General features: G+C 58.8%; 22 protein-coding genes and 1 pseudogene. 19 read left to right on the forward strand and 4 right to left on the reverse strand.

Annotation, left to right across the window (positions count from 1 at the left end):
• Positions 1 to 57 precede the first annotated feature (57 nt).
• Complete coding sequence (locus ABQX22_RS11715; protein WP_349799607.1) at positions 58 to 675, forward strand: FKBP-type peptidyl-prolyl cis-trans isomerase; 618 nt, start codon at positions 58 to 60, stop codon at positions 673 to 675.
• Between the two features lie 93 nt (positions 676 to 768).
• On the opposite strand, the gene ABQX22_RS11720 is transcribed toward ABQX22_RS11715, so the two are convergent.
• Together ABQX22_RS11720 and ABQX22_RS11725 are read right to left on the reverse strand one after the other, a co-directional pair.
• Positions 769 to 1,011: a PA4570 family protein gene (locus ABQX22_RS11720; RefSeq protein ID WP_349799609.1), complete on the reverse strand. Its 243-nt coding sequence runs from the start codon at positions 1,009 to 1,011 to the stop codon at positions 769 to 771.
• Positions 1,012 to 1,160: 149 nt separating this feature from the next.
• Positions 1,161 to 2,129 (reverse strand): polyprenyl synthetase family protein, encoded by a 969-nt coding sequence (locus ABQX22_RS11725; RefSeq protein WP_349799611.1) that lies wholly within the window; start codon positions 2,127 to 2,129, stop codon positions 1,161 to 1,163.
• Between the two features lie 241 nt (positions 2,130 to 2,370).
• Here ABQX22_RS11725 and rplU point away from each other — a divergent pair, with 241 nt between their 5' ends.
• The 5 genes and pseudogenes from rplU (at position 2,371) to ABQX22_RS11750 (ending at position 6,204) form a co-directional block, all read left to right on the forward strand.
• Positions 2,371 to 2,682 (forward strand): 50S ribosomal protein L21, encoded by a 312-nt coding sequence (gene rplU / locus ABQX22_RS11730; protein WP_349799613.1) that lies wholly within the window; start codon positions 2,371 to 2,373, stop codon positions 2,680 to 2,682.
• 36 nt (positions 2,683 to 2,718) lie between these two features.
• Positions 2,719 to 2,991 (forward strand): 50S ribosomal protein L27, encoded by a 273-nt coding sequence (gene rpmA, locus ABQX22_RS11735; protein WP_268798113.1) that lies wholly within the window; start codon positions 2,719 to 2,721, stop codon positions 2,989 to 2,991.
• Between the two features lie 287 nt (positions 2,992 to 3,278).
• Positions 3,279 to 4,340 (forward strand): annotated as a pseudogene (cgtA, locus tag ABQX22_RS11740) (Obg family GTPase CgtA); the annotation flags it as partial.
• 245 nt (positions 4,341 to 4,585) lie between these two features.
• Positions 4,586 to 5,704 carry a glutamate 5-kinase gene (proB, locus tag ABQX22_RS11745; protein WP_349799617.1) on the forward strand — a complete coding sequence of 373 codons (1,119 nt, stop codon included), beginning with the start codon at positions 4,586 to 4,588 and terminating at the stop codon, positions 5,702 to 5,704.
• Positions 5,705 to 5,733: 29 nt separating this feature from the next.
• Entirely contained in the window at positions 5,734 to 6,204 is a 471-nt protein-coding gene (locus ABQX22_RS11750) for a CreA family protein (RefSeq protein ID WP_349799619.1), read from the forward strand.
• Positions 6,205 to 6,372: 168 nt separating this feature from the next.
• Here the strand turns inward: ABQX22_RS11750 and rpsT are convergent, their stop codons facing one another.
• A complete protein-coding gene (rpsT, locus tag ABQX22_RS11755; RefSeq protein ID WP_037015424.1) occupies positions 6,373 to 6,651 on the reverse strand; it encodes a 30S ribosomal protein S20 in 279 nt (92 codons plus the stop codon).
• Positions 6,652 to 6,854: 203 nt separating this feature from the next.
• On the opposite strand from rpsT, the gene murJ reads away from it, so the two are divergent.
• From murJ to ispH, 6 genes are all read left to right on the forward strand, one after another.
• Positions 6,855 to 8,441: a murein biosynthesis integral membrane protein MurJ gene (gene murJ, locus ABQX22_RS11760; RefSeq protein WP_349799621.1), complete on the forward strand. Its 1,587-nt coding sequence runs from the start codon at positions 6,855 to 6,857 to the stop codon at positions 8,439 to 8,441.
• A gap of 118 nt (positions 8,442 to 8,559) precedes the next feature.
• Complete coding sequence (gene ribF / locus ABQX22_RS11765; protein WP_349799622.1) at positions 8,560 to 9,510, forward strand: bifunctional riboflavin kinase/FAD synthetase; 951 nt, start codon at positions 8,560 to 8,562, stop codon at positions 9,508 to 9,510.
• Positions 9,507 to 12,338: an isoleucine--tRNA ligase gene (ileS, locus tag ABQX22_RS11770; protein WP_349799624.1), complete on the forward strand. Its 2,832-nt coding sequence runs from the start codon at positions 9,507 to 9,509 to the stop codon at positions 12,336 to 12,338. The genes ribF and ileS overlap by 4 nt, the downstream gene beginning before the upstream one ends.
• Positions 12,331 to 12,837 (forward strand): signal peptidase II, encoded by a 507-nt coding sequence (lspA, locus tag ABQX22_RS11775; RefSeq protein WP_349799626.1) that lies wholly within the window; start codon positions 12,331 to 12,333, stop codon positions 12,835 to 12,837. The genes ileS and lspA overlap by 8 nt, the downstream gene beginning before the upstream one ends.
• The gene (locus tag ABQX22_RS11780; RefSeq protein ID WP_349799628.1) at positions 12,830 to 13,297 is read left to right on the forward strand and encodes an FKBP-type peptidyl-prolyl cis-trans isomerase; all 468 of its coding nucleotides are present in this window, start codon (positions 12,830 to 12,832) and stop codon (positions 13,295 to 13,297) included. Before lspA ends, ABQX22_RS11780 begins: the two co-directional genes overlap by 8 nt.
• An 82-nt stretch (positions 13,298 to 13,379) precedes the next feature.
• Positions 13,380 to 14,327, forward strand: coding sequence for a 4-hydroxy-3-methylbut-2-enyl diphosphate reductase (gene ispH, locus ABQX22_RS11785; protein ID WP_349799630.1), 948 nt, complete (start codon positions 13,380 to 13,382; stop codon positions 14,325 to 14,327).
• Here ispH and ABQX22_RS11790 read toward each other — a convergent pair.
• Entirely contained in the window at positions 14,311 to 14,841 is a 531-nt protein-coding gene (locus ABQX22_RS11790) for a GspH/FimT family pseudopilin (protein WP_349799632.1), read from the reverse strand. The genes ispH and ABQX22_RS11790 overlap by 17 nt on opposite strands.
• Before the next feature lie 214 nt (positions 14,842 to 15,055).
• On the opposite strand from ABQX22_RS11790, the gene pilV (ABQX22_RS11795) reads away from it, so the two are divergent.
• The 7 genes from pilV (ABQX22_RS11795) to ABQX22_RS11825 all read left to right on the forward strand — a co-directional run bounded on the left by pilV (ABQX22_RS11795) (position 15,056) and on the right by ABQX22_RS11825 (position 19,162).
• A complete protein-coding gene (gene pilV / locus ABQX22_RS11795; RefSeq protein ID WP_349799634.1) occupies positions 15,056 to 15,514 on the forward strand; it encodes a type IV pilus modification protein PilV in 459 nt (152 codons plus the stop codon).
• Complete coding sequence (locus tag ABQX22_RS11800; RefSeq protein WP_349799636.1) at positions 15,511 to 16,203, forward strand: PilW family protein; 693 nt, start codon at positions 15,511 to 15,513, stop codon at positions 16,201 to 16,203. The genes pilV (ABQX22_RS11795) and ABQX22_RS11800 overlap by 4 nt, the downstream gene beginning before the upstream one ends.
• Positions 16,200 to 16,718 (forward strand): pilus assembly PilX family protein, encoded by a 519-nt coding sequence (locus tag ABQX22_RS11805; RefSeq protein ID WP_349799638.1) that lies wholly within the window; start codon positions 16,200 to 16,202, stop codon positions 16,716 to 16,718. The genes ABQX22_RS11800 and ABQX22_RS11805 overlap by 4 nt, the downstream gene beginning before the upstream one ends.
• On the forward strand, positions 16,715 to 17,167 hold the full coding sequence (locus ABQX22_RS11810) for a type IV pilin protein (RefSeq protein WP_349799640.1): 453 nt from the start codon (positions 16,715 to 16,717) through the stop codon (positions 17,165 to 17,167). Before ABQX22_RS11805 ends, ABQX22_RS11810 begins: the two co-directional genes overlap by 4 nt.
• Positions 17,168 to 17,472: 305 nt before the next feature.
• On the forward strand, positions 17,473 to 17,943 hold the full coding sequence (locus ABQX22_RS11815) for a GspH/FimT family pseudopilin (protein ID WP_349799641.1): 471 nt from the start codon (positions 17,473 to 17,475) through the stop codon (positions 17,941 to 17,943).
• Complete coding sequence (pilV, locus tag ABQX22_RS11820) at positions 17,943 to 18,467, forward strand: type IV pilus modification protein PilV (RefSeq protein WP_349799643.1); 525 nt, start codon at positions 17,943 to 17,945, stop codon at positions 18,465 to 18,467. The genes ABQX22_RS11815 and pilV (ABQX22_RS11820) overlap by 1 nt, the downstream gene beginning before the upstream one ends.
• Complete coding sequence (locus ABQX22_RS11825; protein WP_349799645.1) at positions 18,464 to 19,162, forward strand: PilW family protein; 699 nt, start codon at positions 18,464 to 18,466, stop codon at positions 19,160 to 19,162. The genes pilV (ABQX22_RS11820) and ABQX22_RS11825 overlap by 4 nt, the downstream gene beginning before the upstream one ends.
• The last annotated feature ends 7 nt before the right edge of the window (positions 19,163 to 19,169 follow it).

Raw genomic sequence — 19,169 nt, forward strand, 5'->3', positions numbered from 1 at the left:
GCTGCTCGGCCTTTTGGTTCGGGGCGCCCGCAGGCGCTCTTTAAGCGGAGCAGTGTTATGTCCGAAGTCAATCTGTCCACCGACGAAACACGCGTCAGCTACGGCATCGGCCGTCAGTTGGGCGACCAACTGCGCGATAACCCGCCACCGGGTGTCAGCCTGGACGCTATCCTGGCCGGCCTGACCGACGCGTATGCGGGTCAGCCAAGCCGCGTCAACCAGGAAGAAATGGCTGCAAGCTTCAAAGTCATCCGTGAAATCATGCAGAGCGAAGCGGCTGCCAAGGCTGAGGCCGCTGCTGGCGAAGGCTTGGCGTATCTGGCTGAAAACGCCAAGCGCGAAGGCGTGACCACGCTGCCGTCGGGCCTGCAGTATGAAGTTGTGACCACGGGCACAGGCGCCAAGCCTACGCGCGAAAGCCACGTGCGTACTCACTACCACGGCACCCTGATCGACGGCACTGTGTTCGACAGCTCCTACGATCGCGGCGAGCCTGCTGAATTTCCGGTCGGCGGTGTTATTCCAGGCTGGACCGAGGCGCTGCAATTGATGAACGCCGGTAGCAAATGGCGTCTGTACGTTCCAAGCGAACTGGCTTACGGCGCTCAAGGCGTCGGCAGCATCGCGCCGCACAGCGTGCTGGTGTTTGACGTCGAGCTGCTGGACGTTCTGTAAGGTTTCATAGCTTCAAGTTTCAAGCTTCAAGCTCATGCTGTGGGCTTGTGGCTTGTGGCTTGTGGCTTGTGGCTTGTGGCTTAAAGCTGGCACTCAATGCAGCTCCAGCCCAGGGCGCAATGCCCGGGCATAGCAGAACAGAAACAGATTGCGCACCATCTCCTTTTGAACACCGGGTTCGCACGAGCTCAGGCTGTTGACGTCCAGATCCCCCTGATCCATCAACTCGTCCAGCGCATCCTCATGCAGGACCGCACACACTTCGCCCGTTTCGCGGTGCAGGATTCTCAGATACGGATGTGGCCGATCCAGCCATGCGTCGATGAGATAAATCATGTTCATTCTCCTTGAGTGTTCAATGAGAATAATTCCTATCTGATAAATAGCAAGGATCTATTTGAGATTTGTTCGCATTTGAGATGGCCGGTATCAAGAAACAAAAAGCCCGTCACATGGACGGGCTTGGGTGTAGCGGGGCGGGTTGATCAGTGCGTGCGGGCGACCGCGAACTCGCTCAGCTCGATCAAGGCATCCTTGTATTCGCTGTCCGGCAGGACCTGCAGGCACGCGATGGCGCGGGTCGCGTAATCGCGCGCCAGTTGCGCGGTGTAATCGAGTGCACCTGCGCTCTCGACCGCTTCTCGGATGCTTTCGAGGTCTTCCAGGCCGCCTTTCTGAATCGCCTGGCGCACCAGGGCTGCCTGTTCGGGCGTACCTTCACGCATGGCGTAGATCAGGGGCAGGGTGGGCTTGCCTTCGGCCAGGTCATCGCCGACGTTCTTGCCAAGGGTTTCGGCATCGCCGCGATAATCGAGCAGGTCGTCGACGAGCTGGAAGGCGATACCCAGGTGATCGCCGAAGGTGCGCAAGGCTTCACTCTGCTCATGGGACGCTTCGGCCAGTGCGGCGGCGCTGTGGGTCGAGGCTTCGAACAGCATGGCTGTCTTGCCGCGAATCACTTCCATGTAGGTTTCTTCTGTCGTGCTGGCGTCGCGGATCTTCGACAACTGCAGGACTTCCCCCTCGGCAATGATGCGCGTGGCCTTGGACAGAATCTGCATGACCGGCATCGAACCGAGCTCGACCATCATTTCGAATGAGCGCGAATAAAGGAAGTCGCCCACCAGCACGCTGGGTGCGTTGCCCCACATGGCGTTGGCGGTCGAGCGTCCACGGCGCATGCCGGACATGTCGACCACGTCGTCATGCAGCAGGGTCGCGGTGTGCAGGAATTCGATGGTTGCGGCCAACAGACGCAAGTCATCACCGCCTTTGCCCAGTGCTTTGCCACACAGCAATACCAGCAGTGGACGCAGACGTTTGCCGCCAGCGGAGGTGATGTAGTCGCCGATTTTCGAGACCAGCGGCACGCGCGATGTCAGCTGCTTCTTGATAATGTGGTCGACGGCAGTAAAGTCGTCCGCCACAGCGCGGTAGAAGGCTTGGGGTTGCATCAGCGAGACGTGCTCCAGAAGGGTTGCGCGGCATGCTAGGTTGCAGGCCCCACCCTGTCAAGGCGTCACATTGCACCGCTTGCAAGGCGTACGTCGCTTGCGTACAATCGCGCACCCTAACTTTCCTGGGCAGCACCTGCCTTACGCAATTGCATGTGAGCCGTTCCAGCCGCATGCAGCCATGCCAGCCGATACTCTTCTTATAAAGAGCTGGGTGAGCAGGATTTTCGGAGAAATACCCATGTACGCAGTAATTGTTACCGGTGGCAAGCAGTACAAAGTCGCCCCAGGTGAATACCTGAAAATCGAAAAACTGGAAATCGCCACTGGCGAATCCGTGACTTTTGACCGCGTATTGCTGGTTGCCGATGGCGAAACCGTCAATATCGGTGCTCCAGTCGTAACCGGCGCTACTGTTGTGGCTGAAGTGATCTCCCAAGGGCGTCACGATAAAATCCGCATCATCAAGTTCCGTCGTCGTAAGCACCACATGAAGCGTATGGGCCACCGCCAGTGGTTCACCGAGATCAAAATCACCGCTATCACGGCCTGAATTTCAGCCTGCTAGCCCAATAGGAGTATTGAACTCATGGCACACAAAAAAGCTGGTGGTAGTACCCGTAACGGTCGCGATTCAGAAGCCAAACGTCTTGGCGTGAAGATGTACGGCGGCCAGGCTATCATCCCAGGCAACATCATCGTGCGTCAGCGCGGTACCCAGTTCCACGCCGGCTACGGTGTTGGCATGGGCAAAGATCACACCCTGTTCGCGAAAGTGGAAGGCGTGATCAAGTTCCAGGTTAAGGGCGCTTTCAACCGCCGTTATGTGAGCATCGTGCCAAAGACTGAAGTCGCGGCATAATCTCGCAGCAGCTCAGTCTGCGAGAGGGCCCTGCGTCTTCGCGTTGTCTGAGTTCAAAAGGCCCTGTCTCGCGACAGGGCCTTTTTGTTTGTCACTAAGTCGGTGTGCAGGTGAATCGGTTTCAGATGGATCTGTTTGGTGAGTCTCTTGCAAAGCTGTTTGTGTGAGCCGTTGTGATGTGGACCCGAGGGTCGCTGGTTTTTGATCGGTATCGCAACGCTCATCTTTGCAAGAGCCTTATGTATTTATGCTGTTTCTGCTCGTCTTCGTGACGGGAGGCGTGTGTTATGAAATTTGTTGATGAAGTATCCATTCGAGTAAAGGCTGGCGACGGCGGCAACGGTTGCATGAGCTTCCGCCGCGAAAAATTCATCGAGAACGGTGGGCCTAACGGCGGTGACGGCGGTGACGGCGGCTCGATCTACATGGTCGCTGATGAAAACCTCAACACCCTGGTCGACTACCGCTATACCCGTCACTTCGATGCCGAGCGTGGCTCCAATGGCGGCAGCGCCGATTGCACCGGCCGTAAGGGCGAAGAAATGGTGCTGCGCGTTCCGGTCGGTACGACGGTCATCGATGCGGGCACTCAGGAAATCATCGGCGACCTCACCAAAGCCGGCCAGCGCCTGCTGGTGGTTCAGGGTGGCTGGCACGGTCTGGGCAACACCCGCTTCAAATCCAGTACCAACCGCGCGCCGCGTCAAACCACCCCAGGCAAGCCGGGCGAGCAGCGTGACCTCAAGCTTGAGCTCAAGGTGCTGGCAGACGTCGGTTTGCTGGGATTGCCGAACGCAGGCAAAAGCACGTTTATCCGCTCGGTGTCGGCTGCCAAGCCGAAAGTCGCTGACTACCCGTTCACCACGTTGGTGCCGAATCTGGGCGTGGTCAGTGTCGATCGCTGGAAAAGCTTCGTCATCGCTGACATCCCTGGCCTGATCGAAGGTGCCTCCCACGGCGCTGGTCTGGGCATTCGCTTCCTTAAGCACCTGGCGCGTACGCGTCTGCTGCTGCACCTGGTCGACATGGCGCCGCTGGACGAAACCAGCGCCCCGGATGCGGCAGAGGTGATCGTCAGTGAGCTGGAGAAATTCAGCCCGTCCCTCGCCGAGCGGGATCGCTGGCTGGTGCTGAACAAGTGCGACCAGATCCTCGAAGAAGAGCACGAAGCTCGCAAGCAGGAGATCATTGATCGTCTGGAGTGGACCGGCCCGGTGTACGTGATCTCCGCGATTGCCAAAGAGGGCACCGAGCAGCTCACTCGCGACATCATGCGTTATCTCGAAGATCGCGCTGACCGCCTCGCGAACGACCCCGCTTACGCTGAGGCCTTGGCTGAGCTGGATCAGAGCATCGAAGACGAGGCGCGGGCGCAGTTGCAAGCGCTCGATGATCAGCGCGCACTGCGTCGCAGTGGCGTGAAGAGCGTCCACGATATCGGTGACGATGACTGGGATGAGGAAGATGTGGATGATGAAGACGGTCCGGAAATCATTTACGTCCGCGACTGATTCACTGAAGTAAACTACAGCGCCGCTTAGATAGCGGCGTTTTAGTATCTTGAATTTGAACTCTGGCTGAAGGTTGAAAGATCATGCGCAGCAAGGTGACAGGTGCCCAGCGTTGGGTGGTGAAGATCGGGAGTGCGCTGCTGACGGCAGATGGCAAGGGTCTTGATCGCGACGCAATGGGTGTTTGGGTCGAGCAGATGGTGGCGCTGCACGAGGCGGGCGTCGAGCTGGTTCTGGTGTCATCTGGTGCTGTTGCTGCCGGCATGAGCCGACTGGGCTGGACTGTGCGACCGAGCGCCATGCATGAGCTTCAGGCGGCGGCGGCCATCGGGCAGATGGGTTTGGTGCAGGCGTGGGAGTCGAGCTTTGCGGAGCATGGTCGCCACACTGCGCAGATTCTGCTGACCCATGACGATCTGTCTGACCGCAAGCGCTACCTTAATGCGCGCAGCACGCTCCGCACGTTGGTTGATCTGGGTGTGGTGCCGGTCATCAATGAGAACGACACGGTGGTCACCGACGAAATTCGCTTTGGTGACAACGATACCCTCGCGGCATTGGTGGCCAATCTGGTCGAGGCTGATCTTCTGGTCATTCTCACGGACCGTGACGGCATGTTTGACGCCGATCCGCGCAATAACCCTGAAGCCCAATTGATCTATGAAGCTCGTGCAGACGACCCGGCGCTGGACGCTGTGGCGGGCGGTACGGGTGGGGCGCTAGGGCGTGGCGGCATGCAGACCAAGTTGCGTGCGGCCAGGTTGGCCGCTCGCTCGGGCGCGCATACGGTGATCGTCGGTGGCCGTATCGAGCGCGTGCTTGCGCGACTGAAAGCGGGCGAGCGATTGGGTACCCTTCTTTCTCCTGAGCGCGAAATGCTCGCGGCCCGCAAGCAGTGGCTTGCCGGGCATCTGCAAACCCGCGGGACGCTGGTGTTGGACGAGGGCGCGGTAAAAGCACTGGCTCAAGACCACAAAAGTCTGCTGCCGGTAGGCGTCAAGCTGGTGCAGGGCAGTTTCCGTCGTGGCGAGATGGTCGTCTGCGTAGGGCCTGACGGCCGTGAGATCGCTCGAGGCCTGAGCAACTACAGTGCATTGGAAGCTCAAAAAATCATCGGCCAGCCTTCCGACGCCATCGTGAATGCGTTGGGGTATATGGCTGAGCCGGAGTTGGTCCATCGGGATAATCTGATTCTGGTCTGATCCCCAGTCTTCATTTAAGGAAATCTGCGATGCGAATCGTGAAAGTAGTGCTGGGCGCGCTTGCAATGCTGCCCCTGTTGGCCTCTGCAGAGCAGATCGGCGAAGTCTCAACGGTGTTCAAGTTTGTCGGTCCGAACGACCGGATCGTGGTAGAGGCTTTTGACGATCCCAAGGTTGATGGCGTGACGTGCTACCTGTCTCGGGCCAAGACCGGGGGAGTGAAGGGCGGTTTGGGTCTGGCTGAGGACCGTGCCGAGGCCTCCATCGCTTGTCGCCAGGTCGGGCCGATTCACTTCAAGGAGCAGCTCAAGGACGGCGACGAGGTGTTCAAGGAGCGTACGTCGCTGGTGTTCAAAACCATGCAGGTGGTGCGCTTCTTCGACAAGAAAAGGAATGCGCTGGTCTATCTGGTCTACAGCGACCGTGTTGTCGAAGGCAGTCCTCAGAACGCAGTGACCGCGATTCCTATCCTGCCATGGGCGCAAGCTCCAGCCCCGTAAACCTTGTTGGAGCGAGGCTTGCCCCGCGAAGTGGTTAGCACGGTTTAGAACTGTGCTTCGCATATCCTGGTGTCTTTACGGCCAAGCCCGCTCCTACACATGTCAGTGCCTCAAATGGCAGGCAATAAAAAACCGACCCTGGGGTCGGTTTTTTAACAAGCGTATCGCTTAGGCTGCAGCAGCAAGGTTCAGAGCCTTGATGTGGCCATTCAAGCGACCTTTATGGCGAGCAGCTTTGTTCTTGTGGATGATGCCTTTATCGGCCATACGGTCGATAACTGGCACAGCCAGAACATAAGCAGCTTGCGCTTTTTCAGCGTCTTTAGCGTCGATGGCTTTCACTACGTTCTTGATGTAGGTACGAACCATGGAACGCATGCTGGCGTTGTGGCTGCGACGCTTCTCAGCCTGTTTTGCACGTTTTTTGGCGGAAGGTGTGTTGGCCACCGTCGAGCTCCTCGAAAGACTTGGGAAATAGCTAACAAAATAGGCCGCGAATCATGCCGATGAGTTGAAGTCTTGTCAAGGGCAGATGATGCGTTCCGCTGAGTGGTCGCCATGTGCCGCCGTGGATATTTCTTTCCGGCGTGCGACCTGTAAACTCGCGGGTTTTGGCTCTGAGCTGTTTTGCGGCGCGGAGTATCGCATAAATGGATCGCGTTATCTCGCATCCTTTGGTCTGGGCATACAACCTCTCGATGAATCTACTCAAATCGCTGGCCGCCGTAAGCTCTATCACAATGCTTTCAAGGGTTCTTGGGTTCGTTCGAGATACCATCATCGCGCGTACTTTCGGCGCGGGGATGGCTACCGATGCCTTCTTCATCGCCTTTAAACTGCCCAATCTTCTGCGCCGGATCTTTGCCGAAGGGGCATTTTCTCAGGCATTCGTGCCAATCCTCGCGGAATACAAGAGTCAGCAGGGTGAAGAGGCGACCCGCACGTTTGTCGCCTACGTCACCGGGTTGCTGACATTGGCGCTGGCCCTGGTCACGCTACTGGGCATCGTCTTTGCGCCCTGGGTCATCTGGGCCACCGCGCCAGGCTTTGCGGACACACCGGAAAAATTCCAGCTGACCTCCGATCTGCTGCGCGTGACCTTTCCTTATATATTGCTGATTTCGCTCTCCTCGCTGGCGGGGGCGATCCTCAATACGTGGAACCGGTTTTCGGTACCGGCGTTTGTGCCGACGCTGCTCAATCTGGCGATGATTTTCTTTGCGCTGTTCCTGACACCGTATTTCCATCCGCCGGTGATGGCACTGGGCTGGGCGGTGCTGGCAGGCGGTCTTCTGCAGTTGCTTTACCAACTTCCGCATCTGAAGAAGATCGGAATGCTGGTATTGCCACGCCTCAATTTGCGCGACCGTGGCGTCTGGCGAGTAATGAAGCAGATGCTGCCTGCAATACTTGGCGTCTCGGTGAGTCAGATTTCTCTGATCATCAACACGATTTTTGCCTCATTTCTCGTCGCCGGATCCGTATCGTGGATGTACTACGCCGACCGTTTAATGGAGTTGCCATCCGGTGTCCTCGGCGTTGCGCTGGGTACTATTCTTCTGCCGATACTCTCCAAGACCTACGCCAGTAAGGACCGGCACGAGTATTCGCGGATTCTCGACTGGGGGCTGCGCTTGTGTTTCGTATTGGTACTCCCTTGCACGTTGGCGCTGGGATTGCTCGCTGAGCCACTGACCGTCTCGCTGTTTCAGTATGGTAAGTTTGACGCTCTGGATGCGGCCATGACGCAGCGCGCGCTGGTCGCTTATTCGCTGGGATTGCTGGGGATCATCGTGATCAAGGTCCTGGCCCCGGGTTTTTATGCTCAACAAAATATTCGCACCCCGGTGAAAATTGCGATCTTCACCCTCATTGTTACTCAGTTGCTGAACCTGATCTTCATCGGCCCGCTGCAGCACGCGGGCCTGGCGTTGGCGATCAGTGTCGGGGCCTGCATCAATGCCTGTCTGCTGTTCTGGCAGTTGCGCAAACAGGATCTGTTTCAGCCGCAACCGGGCTGGGCGATATTCCTGGGCAAGCTGGTGATCGCGGTCGCGGTGATGTCCATCGTGCTGTTGGGCTTGATGCATGTGATGCCGGCATGGAGCGAGGGGCAGATGCTGGAGCGCCTGGTTCGTCTGGGTGCTCTGGTTGCAGCAGGGGGCGTGACTTATTTCGCCATGCTGCTGTTGCTGGGCTTTCGTCTGAAAGATTTCGCCCGTAGCGCCATCATGTAAGGACAATCGGCGGTTTTTGGCGGTTAACGCCGATTGTTGTGTTTCGCCTGGATGTGTCGCCTGTCGTTGACGGCGGTGTGTGGTTATAATCGGCCACTTTATGAGCAAGAAGCGCGTTATGCAGCTGGTTCGAGGCCTTCACAATCTGCGCCCCCAGCATCGGGGCTGCGTCGCCACTATTGGCAATTTCGACGGTGTTCACCGTGGCCACCAGGCAATCCTGGCGCGTCTGCGTGAGCGTGCCGTAGAGTTGGGACTGCCCAGTTGCGTGGTGATTTTCGAACCGCAGCCGCGCGAATTCTTTGCTCCGGAAACGGCGCCGGCCCGGTTGGCGCGTCTACGTGACAAGCTGAAAATGCTGGCCGATGAAGGCGTGGACCTCGTCTTGTGCCTGGCCTTCAACCAGCGGTTTAGCCGGCTGAGCGCTTCCGAGTTCGTTGATACCGTGTTGATTGACGGGCTGGACGTGAAGCATCTTGAGGTCGGTGACGATTTTCGCTTTGGTTGCGACCGTGTCGGCGACTTCCACTTCCTGCAGCAGGCAGGTAACGCCCAAGGCTTTACCGTCGAAGCTGCGCAGACCGTCGAGATCGAAGGTACGCGGGTCAGCAGTACGAAAGTCCGCACCGCATTGGCCAGCGCAGATTTTGCCTTGGCCGAGCGTCTGCTGGGACGCCCATTTGAAATATCCGGCCGGGTCCTGCATGGCCAAAAGCTCGCACGACAGCTGGGCACGCCCACAGCGAATGTGCAGCTCAAGCGACGGCGTGTGCCTCTGACCGGGGTTTACCTCGTCAGCGCGGAACTGGACGGTACGTCGTGGCCAGGCGTCGCCAACATTGGTGTGCGTCCCACCGTGGCAGGTGATGGCAATGCCCATCTCGAAGTGCATCTCCTGGATTTTACCGGCGATATTTATGGCCGGCGTTTGACGGTGGTTTTCCACCACAAGCTGCGTGATGAGCAGCGTTTTGCCTCTCTTGAGGCGCTGAAGACAGCGATCAACGCGGATATCGCCGCCGCCCGTGCCCATTGGCATGGCCAACCGCTAACCAAGAGCCTGAAATGACCGATTACAAAGCCACGCTTAATCTTCCGGACACCGCCTTCCCGATGAAGGCCGGCCTGCCCCAGCGCGAGCCGCAAACGCTGCAGCGCTGGGACAGCATTGGCCTGTACCAGAAGCTGCGCGAAATTGGCAAGGATCGTCCAAAGTTCGTCCTGCACGACGGTCCTCCTTACGCCAACGGCAATATTCACATCGGTCACGCGGTCAACAAGATCCTCAAGGACATGATCATCCGTTCCAAGACCCTGTCCGGTTTTGACGCCCCGTATGTGCCGGGCTGGGACTGCCACGGCCTGCCGATCGAGCACAAGGTCGAAGTCACCCACGGCAAGAACCTGCCCGCGGACAAGACCCGCGAGCTGTGCCGCGCTTATGCCGCCGAACAGATCGAGGGCCAAAAGTCCGAGTTCATCCGTCTGGGCGTGCTGGGCGACTGGGCCAATCCGTACCGCACCATGGATTTCGCCAACGAAGCCGGAGAAATCCGCGCGCTGGCAGAAATGGTCAAGGGCGGTTTTGTGTTCAAGGGCCTCAAGCCTGTGAACTGGTGTTTCGATTGCGGCTCTGCGCTGGCTGAGGCCGAAGTCGAATACCAGGACAAGAAATCATCCACCATCGACGTGGCGTTCCCGATCGCCGACGAAGACAAGCTCGCGGCGGCGTTTGGCCTGCCTGCGTTGAGCAAGCCCACGGCCGTCGTGATCTGGACCACCACCCCGTGGACCATCCCGGCCAACCAGGCGCTCAATGTCCATCCGGAATTCAGCTACGCCCTGGTCGACGTCGGTGATCGCGTGCTGCTGCTGGCTGAAGAGCTGGTGGAATCGTGCCTGAAGCGCTACAACCTGCAGGGTTCGGTGATCGCCACTGCCCCTGGCGCTGCGCTTGAGCTGATCAACTTCCGGCACCCGTTCTATGATCGCCTGTCGCCGGTCTATCTGGCGGACTACGTCGAGCTGGGCGCGGGTACCGGTGTCGTTCACTGTTCGCCTGCCTACGGCGTTGACGACTTCGTGATCAGCAAAAGCTACGGCCTGACCAACGATGACATCATCAGCCCGGTGCAGAGCAACGGCGTGTACGTCGAGTCTCTGGAGTTCTTCGGCGGCCAGTTCATCTTCAAGGCCAACCAGAACATCATCGACAAGCTCAAAGAAGTCGGTGCGCTGATGGACACAGAAGTCATCACCCATAGCTACATGCACTGCTGGCGCCACAAGACGCCCCTGATCTACCGCGCCACGGCGCAGTGGTTCGTTGGCATGGACAAGCAGCCGACGGCGGGCGACACCCTGCGGGAGCGCGCAGTCAAAGCCATCGAAGACACCAAATTCGTGCCGACCTGGGGTCAGGCGCGTCTGCATTCGATGATCGCCAACCGGCCTGACTGGTGCGTCTCCCGTCAGCGTAACTGGGGCGTGCCGATCCCGTTTTTCCTGCACAAGGAAAGCGGTGAGCTGCACCCACGCACCGTCGAGCTGATGGAAGAAGTGGCGCTGCGCGTCGAGAAAGAGGGCATCGAAGCCTGGTTCAAGATGGACGCTGCCGAACTGCTCGGTGACGAGGCGCCCAAGTACGACAAGATCTCCGATACGCTGGACGTCTGGTTCGACTCAGGGACCACGCACTGGCATGTGCTGCGCGGCTCGCACCCGATGGGTCACGAAAGCGGACCGCGCGCTGACTTGTACCTGGAAGGCTCGGATCAGCATCGCGGCTGGTTTCACTCTTCCTTGCTGACCGGTTGCATGCTCGACGATCACGCGCCGTACCGCGAATTGCTGACGCACGGTTTTACCGTCGACGAGAACGGTCGCAAGATGTCCAAGTCGCTGGGCAACGTCATTGCGCCACAGAAGGTCAACGACACGCTGGGCGCCGACATCATGCGTCTGTGGGTGTCGGCCACCGACTATTCCGGCGAAATGGCCGTCTCGGAAACCATCCTGCAGCGCAGCGCCGATGCGTACCGTCGCATCCGTAACACCGCGCGTTTCCTGCTCTCGAACCTGACCGGCTTCAACCCGGCCACCGACATTCTTCCCGCCGAAGAAATGCTCGCGCTGGATCGTTGGGCTGTCGACCGCGCGTTGCTGTTGCAGCGTGAGCTGGAAGAGCATTACGGCGAATACCGTTTCTGGAATGTCTACTCCAAGGTGCACAATTTTTGCGTGCAGGAGCTGGGTGGTTTCTACCTGGACATCATCAAGGACCGTCAGTACACCACTGGCGCCGACAGCAAGGCACGTCGGTCCTGCCAGACTGCACTGTTCCACATCTCCGAGGCGCTGGTGCGCTGGATGGCGCCGATCCTGGCGTTTACCGCCGATGAGCTGTGGCAGTACCTGCCGGGCGAGCGTAACGAGTCAGTCATGCTCAACACCTGGTACGAAGGCCTGAGCGAGCTGCCCGAAGGCATCGAGCTGGATCGCGCCTATTGGGAGCGGATCATGGCCGTCAAGGTGGCGGTCAACAAGGAAATGGAAAACCTGCGGGCGGCGAAAGCCATCGGCGGTAACCTTCAGGCCGAGGTCACGCTGTATGCGGAAGATGCACTGGGCGTCGACTTGTCCAAGCTGGGCAACGAGCTGCGCTTCGTGCTGATCACCTCCACCGCTGGTGTTGCGCCGTTCGTCAGCGCCCCTGCGGATGCGGTGGTGACCGAAGTCAGCGGGCTGAAGCTGAAAGTGGTCAAGTCCGGTCATGCCAAATGCGCGCGTTGCTGGCATCACCGCGAGGACGTTGGGGTCGATCCCGAGCATCCGGAAATCTGTGGTCGCTGCGTAGACAACATCTACGGCGCTGGCGAGGTTCGTCACTATGCCTAACGCAGGCCGGTTTGGCCGTCTGAGCTGGTTGTGGTTGAGCGTGCTGGTCCTGATCATTGATCAGGCGAGCAAGTACTACTTCGAAAACCGGTTGGAGTTGTACGAGCAGATCGTCATCATCCCTGACTACTTCAGCTGGATGCTGGCCTACAACACCGGCGCGGCCTTTAGTTTCCTGGCCGACAGTTCCGGCTGGCAGCGCTGGTTGTTCGCCCTGATTGCAATCGTGGTGAGCGCCGTGCTGGTGGTCTGGCTTAAACGCCTGGGCCGTGATGAAACCTGGCTGGCGATTGCGCTGGCCTTGGTGCTGGGCGGTGCGCTAGGTAATCTGTACGACCGCATTGCCATCGGGCATGTGATCGACTTTATCTTTGTGCACTGGAAAGAGCATGGCTTCCCAGCGTTCAACGTCGCTGACAGTGCCATCACCGTGGGCGCCATCATGCTTGCCCTGGATATGTTCAAGAGCAAGAAAACCGGAGAGACCGTTCATGACTGACCAGTTATTGACCGAAGCCGCTGCACAGGAACAACGCATCGGTCAGAACACGGAAGTCACCCTTCATTTCGCGTTGCGTCTGGAGAACGGCGAGACGGTCGACAGCACGTTCGACAAAGCGCCAGCGACGTTCAAGGTGGGAGACGGTAACCTGTTGCCGGGCTTTGAGACTTTGTTGTTCGGTTTCAAGGCGGGCGACAAACGCAGCCTCCAGGTGCTGCCGGAAAACGCGTTTGGCCAGCCGAACCCGCAGAACGTACAAGTGATCGCCCGTTCGCAGTTTGCGGGCATGGAGCTTTCCGAAGGTCTGCTGGTGATTTTCAACGATGCGGCCAACACTGAGCTGCCCGGTGTCGTGAAAGCGTTCGACGATGATCAGGTGACCATCGACTTCAATCACCCGTTGTCCGGCAAGACGTTGACCTTTGATGTAGAGATTTTCGAGGTCAAGGCGCTCTGATCAGTCGGGGCGCAATCGGCCTCGGCTTCGGTCGGGGCCTTTTCGTTTATATGTTTCACTGCGCGTAAAGACGAGGCACATCATGCAAATCAAGCTCGCCAACCCACGTGGCTTCTGCGCCGGGGTGGACCGTGCGATCGAAATCGTCAATCGCGCGCTGGAAGTTTTCGGCCCGCCCATTTATGTGCGGCACGAAGTGGTGCACAACAAATTCGTGGTCGAGGACCTGCGTTCGCGTGGTGCGATCTTTGTCGAAGAGCTCGAGCAAGTGCCTGACGACGTGATTGTCATCTTCAGCGCTCACGGCGTTTCTCAGGCCGTGCGCACCGAAGCGGCAGGGCGTGGCCTCAAGGTGTTCGATGCCACTTGCCCGTTGGTGACCAAGGTGCACATCGAAGTGGCGCGCTACAGCCGCGACGGTCGTGAATGCATTTTGATCGGCCACGCAGGCCACCCGGAAGTCGAAGGCACCATGGGCCAGTACGACGCCAGCAACGGCGGCGCGATTTACTTGGTGGAGGACGAGAACGACGTTGCCAGATTGCAGGTGGTCAATCCTGAAAAGCTGGCGTTCGTGACGCAGACGACGCTGTCCATGGACGACACCAGCCGCGTGATCGACGCGTTGCGCACGCGCTTCCCGAGTATCGGCGGCCCGCGCAAGGACGATATCTGCTACGCCACCCAGAACCGGCAGGACGCGGTCAAGCAACTGGCTGACGAGTGTGATGTGGTGTTGGTGGTCGGCAGCCCGAACAGCTCCAACTCCAACCGCTTGCGCGAGCTGGCCGAACGCATGTCCACCCCGGCGTACCTGATCGACGGCGCCGAAGACATGCAGCGTGGCTGGTTCGATGGCGTCGACCGTATCGGCATCACGGCGGGTGCTTCTGCGCCGGAAGTGCTGGTGCGTGGCGTGATTCAACAGTTGCAGGCCTGGGGCGCCACAGGCGCTGACGAGCTGGCGGGCCGCGAGGAGAACATCACGTTCTCCATGCCCAAGGAGCTGCGGGTCAAGTCGCTGCTTTAACGCGTTGACTGCACAACCCGGTTGCCACTTCCTCGGTGGCAATCCGGGCGCGTCCAGAGGGCGCCAGTATCACGCGGTACTGGCTGGCGGCCCGGGTCTTCTCGCAGATGAACAACGTGCCATTACCCGTGCCGGCATTGATTGATCCCCCGGTACTGTCAAACGGGATCGACTCCCGGACCTTGCTGTTACCCACCACCTTCACATTGCGGTAACCCGGGCGCTCTGCCTGCGTAGGTTCGTCACCGTCCTGGACCCCGTTGCGGTTGGCGTCGATGAAGGTGCGCCAGCCGTTGCTCCAGTCCCCGTCCACGGGTGACATGATCACCACCTCGTTGCGCGCGATTGCCTCGGCCCTGGCCATGCGTATGCCGCTGGCCAGTTGCTGCGCAGCGTCTTGCCTGCGCTGTGAGTCAATCGTTGCGCTAAACGCCGGCAACGCGATGCTCGCCACAATCGCGATCAGCACCACAACCACCAACAACTCCATCAGCGTGAACCCTGTCTGTTTCACTGCGTGCCTCCCTGATGCGCATCCGGCGCTGACATTCGTTGCGCCCGGGCGCCAAGAAAACACCCGATTTCGCCTGCGCACAAGGCGTTGCCCGAGCCCGCTGTGTGAGCCGGTATGTCGGCAAACGGCGGTTACACACCTGCCAGCTTTGACGTGAGCAATCTTCCGATCCTCGGCTTCAATGAGGGGGACTCAGGAAGTCGGAAGCGCATTGATGACGCAAAAGCAGGGAGCGGGGCAGTCAGGGATGACGTTGATCGAGGTGTTGGTCGCATTGTTGATTTTGTCAGTTGGGGCGCTCGGCGCAGCCGCCGTTCAGCTCAACGCACTCAAACTGACGGACAGCGCTCTGCGCACCACCGAGGCGAGTTTCATCGCCCATGACATGCTTGAGCGAATTCGGGCCAACCCCCAAGCCAACTACTCGCTCGCTTCCTCAGGTGAGGCGCCCGCGGTGGGAAATCTCGACGACCCCCGGCAGCAAGATCTATTTGATTTCGCCAGCAACCTCAAGCGCATGGGTGAAAGTGCGGAGGGTCGGATTGCCGCCACGGATAACGCCGTGACTATCCAGATCGACTGGAGCGATGCCCGAGGCGCCCGGCAAGACGGTCATCGGGAGACATTCATGCTGAGCAGCACGGTATCGGCTGATACGAGCATCAAGCCGTGAAGTGCCGCTCTGAAGGCTTCGCGTTGGTCGAACTGATGGTGGCGCTGACGCTTGGGCTGCTGCTGTCACTGGCGTTGATCCAAATCTTCCTGAGCGCCAAAGACACTTATCAAAGTCAGACCGCGTCGGCCCACCTGCAGGAGGATGCGCGGTTTGTGCTTAACAAACTGGCGCAGGACATCCGGATGGTCGGCACGTTTGGGTGCCTGGCGTCGGTGGAAGACGCCAGCGACAAAGGTGATTTTGCCGCTGCGTTCAAAGCGCCGATCCGCTGGCAGCCAGACTCGCAGAGATTGACGTTGATAACGGCTAGCGTGGACGGGCAGCAGGGCGATCCAGCCTGGACTGTTCGAACCGATTGCTCGTTGGCCGCCACGGCTTACTCCCAGAGCAAAGGCTCGGGAGCCTTCAGTTTCCCGGTTCATCAGCAGGTCTATGCCTACAACGCCCGCAGGTCGGACCTGACACTGAATGACCGCGCGTTAGTCAGCAACGTCAGCGCCTTCACTGTGCTGTTCGGTGTCGCGCGCGGACTCTCTGACCCTTCGGTTGCCCGCTATGTGGAGAACCCCGGCAATCCCGCGTTGATCCGCAGCGTACAACTAACGTTGACCCTCTCGGATCCCGCCGGCCGGGTTAAAGACCAAAGCTTCAGCGTCGTCGCTGCCTTGCGCAATCGCCTCCTATGATCAAGCACACCTCTGCCCATCACGCGCGGGCACAGCAGGGCGCGGTGTTGATCACAAGCCTGGTGTTCCTGTTGCTGCTGACGATGCTCGGCCTGTCGTCGCTGCAAAACGCGACGTTGCAGGAAAAGATGGCCGCCAGTCTTAACAGGCGACAGGCCTCCTTTCATTCGGCCGAAAGCGTGTTGCGGGCAGGGGAGGCGCAGCTCAAGGCGGCCGGTTTCGCACTCCCGGTTTGCACAACCGACGCCACATGCGCCCCACCGCCGGAGGCATTGACGGTGTCACGCGCAGGTCCCGACGCTGGCTCGGGCGTGACCTGGGTCGCTGCCGAGGGCGGATTGTATGGACTGCAAAACTTCGCCAGCACCAACGATCCGGTCAACCAGCCAGTGGAGGGGGCGACCACGTGGACCTTGTACCGAGTGACGGCAGTCGCCATCCGCGGTGGCGTGCGCAGCGTGCTGGAAAGCGTACACACCGACCAACAGCGGATCATGTGGCGGCAACGGCAATGAAGAAGGGCGCAGCGTTGAAGAAGGGCGCAGCGTTCAGGCGCGTGAGCGGTTTTACGTTGATCGAGCTGCTGATCGTCGTCGGCGTCATCGGCATACTCGCGGCCATCGGCTACCCCAACTACACCGAACACGTGAAGAAAACCCGTCGCTCGGAAATCGCCGCGCTGCTGATCGACGAGGCGCACAAGCTGGAACGGTTCTACTCGAAGACCGGCCAATACAGCGACTTTCCTGGCCCGCCCCCGCGCAATCATCAGGTGTCCGCGGGCAACGAGTTCTACGCCATCAAACCGCAACGGACCGAAGCCACCTTCGTCCTGACCGCGACGCCTTCCACCGGGCCGATGCTGGGAGATAAATGCGGCGCGTTTGTGCTGGAGCATACTGGGCGGCGGGATAATCACGGATTATCCGGCGGCGCCAGCGTGTTGGGATGTTGGGGGCGGTGAGGTGGCGCTGCCTGCAGATATGCAGCTCGTGGCAATGAATTGGGTAGTTGATGGGTGACTATGTATAGAAAGCCCTTTTCCTGTTAACCCGGAGCCCTCCCATCCCATGTGGAGAGCCGCCTGCATGACCCGCTGACACTGTCATCGCCCCCCACGCTCTTTTCTTTTTTGTGTATTCTTCGACCCCTTTCGAAACTGCACTGAGCACGATCAGGGCACTCATCCAGACAAAACAACCGTATATCCTGCCGTAGAATGCCGGCGCTGAGTGTTGCCTTATAGTCCAGTCGTCCAGGAGACACTCAATGCGCCATCTGTCCAAGGCTTTCAGCCTCGTCGAATTGTTAGTCGCGGTGTCTTTGCTAGGAATCCTCGCGGCTGTCGCGATCCCCACCTTCAGCTCTGCAATCCGAAACTCCAAAACTGATACCGAAGTAAGCGATCTTCAGCGCGCGCTTAATTTCACGCGGCTCGAGGCAATCAATCGCGGGGTTAATGTGCAGTTACGCCCGACGACAGATAACGCGGCATGGAATACGGACCTCAAAGTTGTACTGTCGCCTTATAGCTCAAGCTCGGTCCCGCTGAGGATCGTTGCAGGTATGAGCTCGGGAGCAACCGTGACCGCGCCCAACGTGACTTACATTGAATTCAATAACCTCGGCGGCCTGGCAACTCCCGGTACTTCGTTCTCGATGGCGTATGCGTTGGGCAGCAATACCAGAACCCTCAACGTCTGCCTGAATGGGCGGATTGTGTTGGGCGGAGGTTGCTGATGCGCGTCATGTACCGAGGTGATCAGTCCGGAATGACGTTGATCGAAGTGTTGATATCGGTACTTATTCTTGCCATAGGCCTTCTTGGAGCGGCTGCCCTTCAGCTCAATGCATTGAAATACACCGATGCTTCAACGATGAGCAGCCAGGCCAGTTTTATCGCCTACGACATGATGGATCGCATTCGAGCCAATGTTGACGGCAATGCGACCGCCAATGGCACTACTGATGTACTTGCCACTTACAATCTCGCCAATCTGGCGGCAGCACCTACTGGCACCAGCAGCAATGTCGCGAGAGACCAGGACCTTATCGACTTTAGAACCAACGTCACCAACTTTGCCGCCGCCTCCGGGGCCAATAGCAGTATCGTCGTTGCCCGACCTGTCGTGACCATCACAATTACCTGGGATGACACCCGCGCCGCTGGCGCCAGCGCGATAGCCACTGGCACTGCGGCTACTAACCAGCGCACCTTCGTTTTAAGTTCGCGCATTGGCACCAACCCGGTGGCGGCCCAATGAAAAAACGTTCAGAAGGCTTCGGGCTCATAGAAATCATGGTCGCGCTGACCTTGGGGTTGATCGTTTCTCTCGGGATCATTCAGATATTCGTCGCGTCACGTGGGACGTATGTGACACAGAATTCTTCGGCACGGATGCAAGAAGATGCGCGCTTCATACTCAGCAAGTTGATCCAGGAAATACGCATGACCGGCATGTACGGCTGCCTGAAGCTGGACTCTACGATTGTAGCGCCGGCAATTGCGCAGCCCGCTGCTATGAATAATCCGATCCTTTGGGACAACACTAATAGGGTATTGACGTTGGTCACCGCTGATATCGGCAGTACCGGTGGTGTACCCACCTGGACGATCGTTTCCGATTGCCAGACCACGGCCAAGTTGTACAACGGCAATCCCCCGGCCTCGACATTGACGAGTTTTCCGTTACGCCAGGTCATCTACTCCCTGTCAGGGACCGATCTGCTCATGCAGTCTCCCGCTGGCGGGACGGCTGCGGCCATTGTGAAAAACGTTAAAGCCTTCGCGGTTTCTTTCGGCGTCTCGGGCAGCCCGATGAGTTACACCTCCACGATCACGATGGCAAATGCTGCCGACGTTCGCAGTGTGCGCTTGACCCTGACCTTGAGCGATCCGGATAACAAAGTCCGCGATCAGACTTACAACGCTGTGGCAACTTTGCGAAACCGGTTTTGAGTGGGCT

It is taken from the genome of Xanthomonas sp. WHRI 1810A, from assembly GCF_040202885.1.
GTDB lineage: Bacteria > Pseudomonadota > Gammaproteobacteria > Pseudomonadales > Pseudomonadaceae > Aquipseudomonas.